The organism is Paenibacillus nicotianae (genome assembly GCF_042681745.1).
Lineage (GTDB): Bacteria > Bacillota > Bacilli > Paenibacillales > Paenibacillaceae > Saccharibacillus > Saccharibacillus nicotianae.
Genome location: NZ_JBHUGF010000010.1, coordinates 175,103 through 186,991, shown reverse-complemented (window position 1 = coordinate 186,991; position 11,889 = coordinate 175,103). Strand labels below are relative to the sequence as shown.

The window sequence follows — 11,889 nt, the reverse complement described above, 5'->3', positions numbered from 1 at the left end:
ATTATTCTTTGTGTAACAATTGCTCGCCTGCAATACCCGGCTCTGTCATTTGATATGGATCAAGAATAATATTCAATTCTTCTTCTGTCAGCACGTTATACAGCAAGCACAGTTCACGTACAGGCTTACCTGTCTGAATCGCTTCACGAGCAATCCGCGATACCACTTCATATCCTAGATGCGGATTTAGCGCTGTAATCATACCTACACTGCGTTCTACATATTCACGACAACGGTCTACATTTGCTTGAATACCATCCACACAATGCAGACGGAACACAGTGAATCCTTGCTTCATAATTTCCAGCGATTGCAATAAATTATAGACCAATACTGGCTCCATCACGTTCAGTTCCAATTGACCTGCTTCTGAAGCCAGACAGATCGTGTGATCATTACCAATCACTTGAAATGCGATCTGATTGACTACTTCGCACATAACTGGATTTACTTTACCCGGCATAATAGAAGAACCCGGTTGACGCGCTGGCAATACCAATTCGCCCAGACCTGCATAAGGGCCGGAAGCCATCAAGCGAATATCGTTCGCCACTTTGGACATATTCATCATACAGATTTTAAGTGCAGCCGATACTTCTGTATACGCATCCGTATTTTGAGTTGCGTCTACCAGATGATCAGATGCAACTACTGGAAATCCACTGATATCAGCCAGTATTTCAGCGACACGCACAATATAACGTGGATCAGCATTAAGCCCTGTACCAACCGCAGTTGCGCCCATATTGATATGAAGTAAGTTTTCTTTAGTTGCTTCTACACGACGAATATCCCGTCCTAGTACACGAGCATACGATTGAAATTCTTGCCCCAAGCGAATCGGTACAGCATCTTGTAAATGAGTACGTCCCATTTTGATTACTGTATCAAATTCGTCTGCTTTCACTTGAAAAGATTGTTGCAGTTCACGCATCGCCACAAGCAATTGTTCGATCATTGATAATGTAGCGATATGAATTGCTGTTGGAAAAGCGTCATTGGTCGATTGTGCCATATTTACGTGATTATTCGGGCTGATATCGACATAACTGCCTTTTTCTTTGCCCATAATTTCTAATGCACGATTAGCAATCACTTCATTAGTATTCATATTAATCGATGTACCTGCTCCACCTTGAATCGGATCAACGATAAATTGATCTTGCCACTGTCCGGCAATAATCTCTTCAGCCGCTTGTACCATCGCTTCCCCTTTGGGACCATATAGACGCGACAATTCCATATTTGCAATCGCCGCTCCTTTTTTAACAATTGCCATAGCTCGGATCAATTCAGGATGTAACCGTTGCCCGGTAATTGGAAAGTTTTCGACTGCCCGCATCGTCTGAATACCATAATAAGCTTCATCTGGCACTTGTTTCGTACCCAAAAAGTCTTTTTCTATTCTCACCATTCATTCCTCCGACTGTTTGCCTTTTGTTAAAAACGTCATAGTTGTTCTACATTGACTATTATATGCTTCCATTATAATATACGCCACTACATTCAATCCTTATTTTGTAAACGTTTACAATTAGAGAATAAATAAAACAGCACTGTTTCTTTGAAAGAAACGGCACTGTTTGGAAATCAAGATATTTAGATTTGAATTACACTACCAATAACCACAGATACAATCCAAACAATGTAATAAATAACGTTGGAATAGTCAAAATAATTCCGATTTTGAAATACGTTCCCCACGAGATTTTGATTCCTTTGGTTGCTAACACATGTAACCATAACAAGGTAGCTAAAGAACCAATCGGCGTGATCTTAGGACCGAGATCGGAACCAATCACATTGGCATACACCAGTGCTTCACGAATCGGCTCTGAGGTAACCGTTGCTTTGACTGCTAACGCATTAATCAATACAGTCGGTAAATTATTCATCACTGATGATATAATCGCTGCAATAAATCCCATACCCATAGTAGCTGCAAACATTCCATGATCCGCTATCTTCTGGATAAGGATTGCTAACAGATCGGTTAAGCCTGCATTACGTAGCCCGTAGACAACTACATACATCCCGATAGAGAAAAATACGATCGACCAGGGAGCATTTTTGAGTACTTCTTTGACAGGTACAATCGGACTTTTACGTGCCAAGATCAAGAAGATAATCACGATAACCCCAGCAACAATAGAGACTGGAATTTTCAAAAATTCACTCACAAAATATCCGATTAACAGGACGATCAGTACAATCCATGATAATCGAAACATCCGTACATCTTTAATCGCATCCATAGGTGGTTTTAAATGAGTACTTTCAAACGTACGAGGAATACTTTTGCGAAAATAAAGATACAATACCCCGATACTTGCAACCAGTGCAAATAGATTAGGCACAATCATATGCCCTGCATATTGCATAAATGTAATTCCAAAATAATCAGCAGACACAATATTTACAAGATTACTCACAACCAGTGGTAGTGACGTTGTATCTGCTATAAATCCGCCTGCAATAATAAATGGAAAAACTTTACGTTCATCCAGATTCAAAGCACGTACCATCGCTAGTACAATCGGTGTTAAGATTAACGCAGCTCCATCATTTGCAAATAATCCAGATACAATCGCTCCCAGAATCCCTACATAGATAAACATCCGTACACCATTACCGCGTGAGATATGAGCGACATGTAGCGCTGCCCACTCAAACAAACCGACGCGGTCTAAAATGAGTGAAATCAAAATAATACCTACAAAAGCTAGTGTAGCATTCCAGACGATCATCGTAACATCCCAGACATCATGCAAACTAACCACACCCAAAAGAAGCGCAAGTACTGCTCCTCCGCAAGCAGACCAACCAATCGATAGATTTCGTGGTTGCCAGATCACAAATGTTAATGTGACCACAAAAATAAGACACGATAATATAACCAAAACCACGTAGTTAGCCTCCACTGTACATCATTCTTTATCTCATTATTCAAGCTGATATTGCTCCAATACATGTAAAGCTTCTGCAATAATTCGTTTTTCTTTTTTGATTACTGCTTTATTCATAACTTGTTCTAATAATACACGCACACTTTCTATTTGTTCAACTGTGTGAAAAGTTGACTTCAAATCGGTTTGTTTACCTAGAGCTGAAATCGCAATTTGTTGATGTACATTACTGCTTTGTAGCCACTCATTGTAATCTTCACTTTGCGGGCAAGAAGCTGCAAACAGATCGTCCCAACCATCATAAGGGAAATTTACTCGATCTTTGATCCAATGAATCACTTTACGACTGTGAAAATTCTTCAGCCCTGTGTTAGCTTCATATCCGTTGAGTTTGCGCCCTTTTTCCTTTTCTTTTTCTACAATCTTTTTCCATATCCGTTCTAGTCCTTCATCTTCTGGCAAACAGATCGCTGTAAGATACGCTAGAATATATGAATTTATACGTTGCTCTTCGGGTAAATCCCATAACTCACGTACCCAGTCGGCTGCATGATGACGGTTAATGAAGCCTGTATATTCAAGCAAACCATTTTTGATCGATTGATTATGTTCGGTATGAATCCGTTCAAGCCATGCTTGTAATACATCATCTGGCTGATACGCTGAGAAGGCTTGAATTATCGTATCGTCTACTCCATTCAATTCGGTATAACGAATCAATTGATGAAGATTTTGCTGTGCTTCTTCTAATGTAAAATAAAGATAATCATGAATCCATTGCTTCCATTTCTTTGAGGATTGACTATATAGATTCAGACCACAATTATCGATAAACGGCGTGTATTGCCATTCTTCTGCACCGATCCCGCTTAATTCTGTAACTTTATTTAAAAAGTCGGTTATCGATACAGCTAAAATACGAAATTCGCCTGTTTCATGACCCCAATGAAATACCATAGGACGTTGAGGATTACTATACAAATCTAAAAGCAGTTCGTCTCCGTTACCTGCATGATAAAAACATAGATAACGCTTCTGATCGATTTGCTCATCGTCTCCAAAGTCTGAAAAATCGATACTTTCGATATTCCAACCCACATCTCCTGACAAATCAAAAGCGGCTGTCTGTGGATAAGCAATCTGCCAGTATACAACGACTTGTTTACCACCGTCTTGCAACAGACTTCTCAATTCTTCTGGCAAAGTGATTTCTAACTGGTGCTCTATATCCGTAATTTCTTGATCAGTAGCCGGTTCTTCCCACAGTAATGCTGTGTCTGCTCCTTTCTGCTTCAACTGATGCAGTAATTGCTTCCATTGTTGTTGCCATTCGATTAGATTCTGTTGCAGCATTACTATGTCATCCTTCCCACAAAAAAACATTTAATTTTATCATTATGCTTACAAATAATCTGTAACATATACAGCTTCTTTTTAGTACCCATTTTAATATAGGCTTAACGCAAACAAAAGATCGCAGGTTATAAGTCTGCGATCTAACATGTATCACCTATGAGGAGTGAGATGCCATAATTTCAGAATGGATAGAGACATCGATCAACTTTTTGTTTTTGAGATACTCTTCCATCTGACCTTCTGCTTCAACCATAACCCGCTGAATAGCACACTGATCATTGTTATTTAAGCAACCGGTAAACAAAGAATTCACACCTTCTATCGCATGAATCACTTCCAAAAATGAAATATCTTCACGCTTACGCTTGAGTCGATAACCCCCATTTGCACCTGACGCGGATTCGATCAATCCGGCTTTAACCAATTTGGTCAAGATCTTGGACAAATACGTAGGTGATACCGAAAATGTTTCAGCGATTTGCTGAACACCCAGTGATTTGTTCACTTCATTTTGAACAAGATATACCATCGTATGCAGTGCATAATTGGTTGCTTTTGAAAATTTCATAAAGACACCTGCTTCCAGTGTTTAGCATCATCGATTCATTACGTTACGCTTAATTGCTGATAATCCATATAATCAAGATGTATGATGTCTTTTATTTTAACGAACGAAAGAAATACCGTCAATCTGTTCACTTATGTGTATATAGCAAAAACACCCTCTACCTCTATACCGATAACAATAGATTATATTGTTATGAAGATATAGAGGATATAAGGATGCGATAGAACGCTAGAATATACGGTTCATTACTTTAATGTATAAAATGCTTCTAATTGACGTACAATCTCTGTTGTATCATGCTCAACAACTTCCTGATATTGAGGTTTGGAGAATAACTCTTTGATCTGTTCAGGGAACTCTTGCTCAATTTCACACAGGATAATCGCTTCATCAAATTTAGCAGGATGAGCAGTAGCTAATGTGATACAGATTTCATCATCGCCCTGATACTTCTCGTAAGCTGTAATCCCACAAGCAGTATGAGGATCAAGTAGATAATCATGATCACCTTTGTATTTCACAATCGTATCCAGACATTCCTGATTGGAAGCGCCATAGGCTGCGAAGTCACTTTGCACTTTGGCAAGATCGTCACCTGTCATTACGATTTGTCCTTCACTTTTTAGCGTATTCATATATTCAGATACTTTCGCTGTATCTTCACCTACAAAATAATAAAGATAACGTTCAAAATTACTAGCGACTTGAATATCCATGGAAGGACTGTACGTACTTCTAAAATCACCAGGCTTATACTCGCCTGTCTGAACAAAGCGCTCTAAAATATTGTTTTCATTCGTAGCAATAATCAACTTGTTAATCGGTAAGCCCATTTTTTGAGCCAAAAATCCTGAAAAGATATTACCAAAGTTGCCTGATGGCACACTGAAGTTGATTTTTTTCAATTGATGTTGTCCTTGATCGATATGCAAGTAAGCATAGAAGTAATACACCGTCTGTGCTAGAATCCGCAAAAAGTTAATCGAGTTGATCGCACGTAGATGATATTCTTTTTTAAATGCAAGATCCCCGAATAGCTCTTTAATAATTTTCTGGCAATCATCAAAATTACCTTTCACAGATAAGTTCAATACATTTTGATCATCTACAGTGGTCATTTGCAATTCTTGTACACGACTTACTTTCTCATGTGGATGCAGTATACAGATCTTAATTCCTTCTTTACCGCGTACCCCTTGAATCGCAGCCGCACCGGTATCGCCAGAAGTCGCTCCCAAAATATGAATAATTTCGTTTTGCTTTTTGGATACATATGAATAAAATTCACCCATAAATTGCAATGCAACATCTTTAAAAGCAAATGTAGGGCCATGGAATAATTCCATAATATAAAGAGATTCATCTATCTTAGTAATCGGTGTTACTTCAGGATGACGGAAATTTGCATAACTACGAGTCGCTAAATCTTTCAAATCCTCTGCTGGAATCTCATCATTTGTATAATAAGAAAATATAGTAAGGAATAAATCTACATAACTTAGACTTTTCCATTCATTTAACGTCTCAGGAGCAATCACCGGAATATGCTCGGGTACCATTAGACCGCCATCATCAGCAAGTCCCATTAATACAGTGTCAATAAATCCTTTTGGTTCTACTTGTCCTCTAGTACTGATATACTTCATGCTTCTCCTCCAGTAATAACGAATTCGTATTTTTATTGTCTATCATACCCTGTCACAGTGTCGCATCCAAGCATTAATTTCAAAAAACGTATTTTCTACCTAAATAATATTTTAAATTTTAAATTTTAGGTTGTTGCCAATAAAATTTTATAAACGAACTTCTATTATCAACCGATATAAGAAAGGTAGTTATTTATTTTGGGATTAGAGGGGAATAGGAGAAGTATGATGAGAAAAAAAACATTTCTATCTGGATTTACTGCTTTGATCGCAATCATGTTTTTACTAAGTGCTTGCTCTTCTCAGCAAGCAACCACAGAAGCGGCAACAGCCACCAACAAAACTAAAGTAGGTATCGTCCTATCTGATATCGGATTAGGCGACCAATCTTATAGTGACGCTGCTTTTCGCGGATTGATCAAAGCAAGAAATGAAGAAAGTATTATATTTGATTATAAAGAAATTTCTCAGACCAAAACGTATGATGAAGCTTTTAACCAATTAACGAAAGAAAATAACGATGTTATTATCGGACTTGGTTACATCATGAAAGACAGTCTAGAGAAAGCAGCTAAAGCTAATCCCAACAAACAATTTATTATTGTGGACGAGACATCAGAATTGCCTAACGTGGCATCGATCACTTTTAAAGAAGAAGAAGGTAGTTTTTTGGCTGGTGCTGTAGCTGCTATGGCAAGTAAATCAAATCGTATTGGCTTTATCGGTGGTGTTGAATCTCCATTGCTCCACAAATTCCAATCTGGATTTGAACAAGGAGCTCGCTCTATCCATTCTGATATTTCTTTTGTAACAAATTATACAGGTGATTTTGGTAATCCAGCTTTGGGTTCCAAAGCAGCTAAAGATATGATTGAAAATGATAATGTCGATGTTATCTATACCGTTGCTGGATTGACCGGCGTAGGTGCTTTGCAAGAAGCCCAGACGCAAGGTAAATATGCTATTGGTGTGGATAGTGATCAATTTTTTGTCGCTGAAAAAGCAGTACTTACTTCAATGATCAAAAATGTCGATGTTGCTCTTTATAGCGCATTACAATCTTTTGCCAAAAACAATCATACTTTTAAAGATAAAGATATGGTATTTGGTCTAACCGATGATGGTGTAGGCTTAACCGATATTCATGTGATTCAGTTAACCGCAGAACAACAAAAACAATTAGAAGAATTAAAGCAAAAATTGATTTCAGGCGAGATCAAAATCGATTTGAATTCTTAATTAATGAGTACAATATAGCTCCTTAATTTCAAGTAACTACGTGGAGGAACTTATGAAAATACAAGGTAAATTAGTATTAAATGCAATGATTTCGCTAATTGCTTCTTTAATTCTTGTCGCATATATCATTTTCCAATTACTCAATATCAATTCACAAAATAATAATCTTGTACCAGCGATGTTAAATGTCAAACAGCTAGACGGCAATATGGTACAGACCGGACAAGCTCTGGCTAACTTCTCCTTTACGATGTCAGCTAGTAACAAGTCGATTGTAAATACGCAATTACAGCAGACACAAGCTACTATAGATACACTCTCTAACGGGATGTTACAGACCCCTGATGAGCAACAACGTCTAGCGGCGATTGTCACCAAATTTAAAGAATTAAGCGATACTTCACAACAAGCATTAACCAATGATGATAGTGCAGAAGCGAAGCGTCAAAGTATTCGTATCGAAGGCGTTCAAAATGATATTTATATTTTGAATGAAATTACGCAAACACGTTATAACGAATATACCAAAGATTTAACACACAGTATTGATTTAACCTGGCAAATTGCTTTAGTCGGTGCTATTTTCTTATTGATTGCTGTTGGGGTATTCAATACATGGACTGCTCGCAAATTTGCACGTCGTACTCAACAATTAAATGTAGCCGCGCAACGTATTGCAGATGGAGACCTTACGATCAAGTTAGCTGAGACTAAAGGTAAAGATGAACTGGATGATCTGAATCGTTCTTTCCATATTATGATTGATAACTTGCGTAGTATCGTGACTTCGATCGATCAAGCAGGAGTTCGTGTCGATAATATGGCTCAAGATATTGATCGTAGCAATGATGTAATGCAAGAAATTGTGAATCAAGTTGCAACTTCTACTGAAGAGTTAGCAATCGGTAGTCAGAAGATTGCGGAAGACCTGAGCACAACCGTTATGGTTGTCGATGATATGCAACAGAAATTTTCATCCAATCTAGAGACTACCACTGAATCTGCGGCTTATAGTGAAGAAGCGATTCAAGCGATTGAGCAAGGTAGCCTTGTAATGAAGCAACAATTGCAATTAGTAGCTAACAATCGTTCGGCAATGGCTGAAGTAGAAAAAACAGTCTCTGAACTCGAAAAAAATGCAGAGCAAATTACGGATATGACCAAGTTAGTCTCTGAAATTGCGTCGCAAACGAATTTGCTTTCTCTTAATGCTTCAATCGAAGCCGCTCGTGCAGGTGAAGCAGGAAAAGGGTTTGCTGTAGTTGCAGATGAAGTGAAAAAGTTAGCTTCTCAATCTGTTACAGCCGTACAACAAATCTTCGCTGCTGTTGAAGGTATTACAGTTGCAATGAACAAAGTAAAATCTTCTGTAGCTCAAAGTATTGATCTATTCCAAGAGCAAGAACATGCGACCAGTTCTACCGATGCTTCATTTGCAGCGATCAGTCAAAAAGTAGGACAGATTGCCGAGCATGTAAGTAAACTCGCTACAGATATGAAAGTTTCTCAAGATATGAGTAATCAAGTGCATCAAGCGATCGAAAATATCAGTGCTATTACTGAACAATCTGCGGCAGGTAGCGAAGAAATTACAGCTTCTACTGTAGAACAACAACGTTCGTTCTTAGAATCCAGCGAAAAAGTGAAAATGCTTCGTCAGATTCGTGAAGAGATGCAACATGAACTGAATCGTTTTCAAATTGATATGAGTGCTGATGAATCAACTACTACTGATACATCAAATAAGGTTGAACCTATGATTCAGCCTTCACCAACGGATTCGACTGCACACAATGAGAAAACGTCTGCTTAATCAGTATATGATTGTATACTATTCTGTTACGTAATAGATTCACATCACAAAAAAGAAGCATGACCGTATATACGCGGTTATGCTTCTTTTTTTGATCTATAGACTATAATGTTGCTATCAGTGCTTGATATGAACAGCCGATCCATTCAATCCTTGCTCATGATAGTTGTTTGTATCACTAACTGCTTCTGGAGATACACCAGCTTCTACTGTATATCGATATGCTCCAAAATACGCAACAGCAACAAAGATAGCTCCCCCTACCAAATTCCCTAAAAAGACAGGTACAAAATTTTCTACATACTGTGTCCACGTAATATCTGAGCCTGCAAAAATAGCTGCTGGAATTACAAACATATTGGCAATAACGTGCTGAAATCCGATAGCAACAAACGCCATAATCGGGAACCAGATTCCGATAAATTTACCGATTGAATCTTTACTACCATAAGCCAGCCAGACTGCCAAACAGACCAACCAGTTACAACCAATCGCGGATACAAAAGCTTCGCCAAAACCTTCACTCACTTTGGCATGAGCAATAGCAAGTGTTTTCGCTAAAAAATCGCCTTCAGTTAAACCTACTACATGTCCAAAAAAGTAAGCTACTGCAATTGCACCGATAAAATTAGATAGCAACACCAGTACCCAATTCACGACTACTTGAGATAATGTAATCTTTTTGGCAAACCATGACATCGCCATAACCATCATATTGCCTGTTAATAGCTCAGCCCCTGCAAGAATCGTTAACATTAGACCTACAGGAAACACTGCTGCTCCAAAAAATCCAGCGATCGAACCTAATTCTTTGGGTGCTGTCCCGATAACACGTATATCTGCCAAAAATCCAAGCGAAATAAAAGCGCCTCCAAGAAAACCTAAAATAAGGACTGTCCAGAACGGTAATCTTGATTTTTTCAGACCATTTTCAGCAGTGATATTCATAATTTCTTGCGGGGTGTAAAAAGACATTGTAAACCCTCCATGTTCATCGTGGTTGTGACTGATCGTCGTTATCATCAACAGTAAAAAACGCCAAAAAACCACCATTAACAATGCTCTAATACACCTCTTGGATATAGCTAAAAAAGAGGATAGAGAATAATTAATGCTGGTTAATGCCCTTACAGACTCCTATAAGGATACCAATCAACTTTGCTACTTAGGTTTAAAGCAAAAACATCATATGAGTCTGCTTCAAACAATAATTGCTACTGCTCATTAAGATTAATCTCGGCTTGGAAATTTGTCAATACTGTGACAATCAAAATTTTTCAATATACAATTCTGCTGCATTGTTAGACAAAAAAATAGAAGGGTTGCCCCTTCTATCCTCCAATATGCGACATTTCTACTTTCGGACCATTAGGATCATTTTTGTCAGATGCTAATCCTCGTTCTAACGAATATTGATCTTTGCGATTCGTCCATACCGCTTGTATATAATCAGCAATCTGTTCATCACTACGATCAGAACGTAACCAATCTCTTAGATCATGACCTTTGGTTGCAAATAAACAGGTATATAATTTGCCTTCTGCTGATAATCTTGCTCGTGTACAAGAAGAGCAGAATGCTTCTGTTACCGAAGAAATAAAGCCTACTTCTCCGATACCGTCTGCAAATTGATAACGTGTAGCAACTTCCCCGTCATAATTTGGCGCAATCGGTTGAAGAGGGAAATGTTCTCCGATCCGATCCAGTAATTCTTGCTTACTGACCACATGCTGACGATTCCACCCGTTACTATTGCCTACATCCATATATTCAACCATTCGCAGAATATGACCTTTTTGCCGGAAATAATCGACCATCGGGACAACCGCATTTTCGTTGAATCCTTTTTGTACTACCATATTCACTTTGACTTGCAATCCCGCTTCTGCCGCCGCATCAATTCCATCCAGTACAGGCTGAACACGACTGCGTCCTCCATTCATCTGCAAAAACATATCGTCTTCCAGACTATCCAGGCTCACTGTCACACGATGAAGTCCAGCTTGACGTAAGCTTACAGCCATCCGGGACAATAGACTTCCATTGGTCGTTAACGATATATCTTCTGCATCTAATCGAGATAGACGCTCTATAATATTAGGCAAGTCTTTACGCAGTAAAGGTTCTCCGCCGGTAATTCGTAATTTTTTAGCTCCTAGCGATACAAATATCTTAGCAATTCTACCGATCTCTTCCTCTGTCAGTACGCTTTCTTTAGGTAAAAAAGAATAATCCTTACCAAAAATTTCTTCGGGCATACAATATCGACAACGGAAGTTACAGCGGTCTGTGACAGAGATGCGTAAGTCTCTTAATATACGATTATGCTGATCTTTTGAAGTCATAGACACCTCTCCATTC

9 protein-coding genes are annotated in these 11,889 nt (G+C 38.4%); 2 read left to right on the top strand and 7 right to left on the bottom strand.

Annotation, left to right across the window (positions count from 1 at the left end; translation table 11 throughout):
- Window position 1 precedes the first annotated feature (1 nt).
- The 5 genes from aspA to thrC all read right to left on the bottom strand — a co-directional run bounded on the left by aspA (window position 2) and on the right by thrC (window position 6,476).
- Window positions 2-1,411 (bottom strand): aspartate ammonia-lyase, encoded by a 1,410-nt coding sequence (gene aspA / locus ACFSGI_RS05100; RefSeq protein WP_204824911.1) that lies wholly within the window; start codon window positions 1,409-1,411, stop codon window positions 2-4.
- Between the two features lie 199 nt (window positions 1,412-1,610).
- On the bottom strand, window positions 1,611-2,906 hold the full coding sequence (locus tag ACFSGI_RS05095; protein WP_204823107.1) for an arsenic transporter: 1,296 nt from the start codon (window positions 2,904-2,906) through the stop codon (window positions 1,611-1,613).
- A gap of 36 nt (window positions 2,907-2,942) precedes the next feature.
- On the bottom strand, window positions 2,943-4,259 hold the full coding sequence (locus tag ACFSGI_RS05090) for an SMI1/KNR4 family protein (protein WP_204823106.1): 1,317 nt from the start codon (window positions 4,257-4,259) through the stop codon (window positions 2,943-2,945).
- Between the two features lie 157 nt (window positions 4,260-4,416).
- Window positions 4,417-4,830 carry an Rrf2 family transcriptional regulator gene (locus tag ACFSGI_RS05085; RefSeq protein WP_204823105.1) on the bottom strand — a complete coding sequence of 138 codons (414 nt, stop codon included), beginning with the start codon at window positions 4,828-4,830 and terminating at the stop codon, window positions 4,417-4,419.
- Between the two features lie 245 nt (window positions 4,831-5,075).
- Complete coding sequence (gene thrC / locus ACFSGI_RS05080; protein ID WP_204823104.1) at window positions 5,076-6,476, bottom strand: threonine synthase; 1,401 nt, start codon at window positions 6,474-6,476, stop codon at window positions 5,076-5,078.
- 228 nt (window positions 6,477-6,704) lie between these two features.
- On the opposite strand from thrC, the gene ACFSGI_RS05075 reads away from it, so the two are divergent.
- Both ACFSGI_RS05075 and ACFSGI_RS05070 read left to right on the top strand, forming a co-directional pair.
- The gene (locus tag ACFSGI_RS05075) at window positions 6,705-7,715 is read left to right on the top strand and encodes a BMP family lipoprotein (RefSeq protein ID WP_204823103.1); all 1,011 of its coding nucleotides are present in this window, start codon (window positions 6,705-6,707) and stop codon (window positions 7,713-7,715) included.
- 52 nt (window positions 7,716-7,767) lie between these two features.
- Complete coding sequence (locus tag ACFSGI_RS05070; protein ID WP_204823102.1) at window positions 7,768-9,528, top strand: methyl-accepting chemotaxis protein; 1,761 nt, start codon at window positions 7,768-7,770, stop codon at window positions 9,526-9,528.
- A gap of 117 nt (window positions 9,529-9,645) precedes the next feature.
- Here ACFSGI_RS05070 and ACFSGI_RS05065 read toward each other — a convergent pair whose 3' ends face one another.
- The gene (locus ACFSGI_RS05065; RefSeq protein WP_204823101.1) at window positions 9,646-10,503 is read right to left on the bottom strand and encodes a formate/nitrite transporter family protein; all 858 of its coding nucleotides are present in this window, start codon (window positions 10,501-10,503) and stop codon (window positions 9,646-9,648) included.
- Window positions 10,504-10,859: 356 nt separating this feature from the next.
- Entirely contained in the window at window positions 10,860-11,879 is a 1,020-nt protein-coding gene (gene moaA / locus ACFSGI_RS05060; protein ID WP_204823100.1) for a GTP 3',8-cyclase MoaA, read from the bottom strand.
- Window positions 11,880-11,889 lie beyond the last annotated feature (10 nt).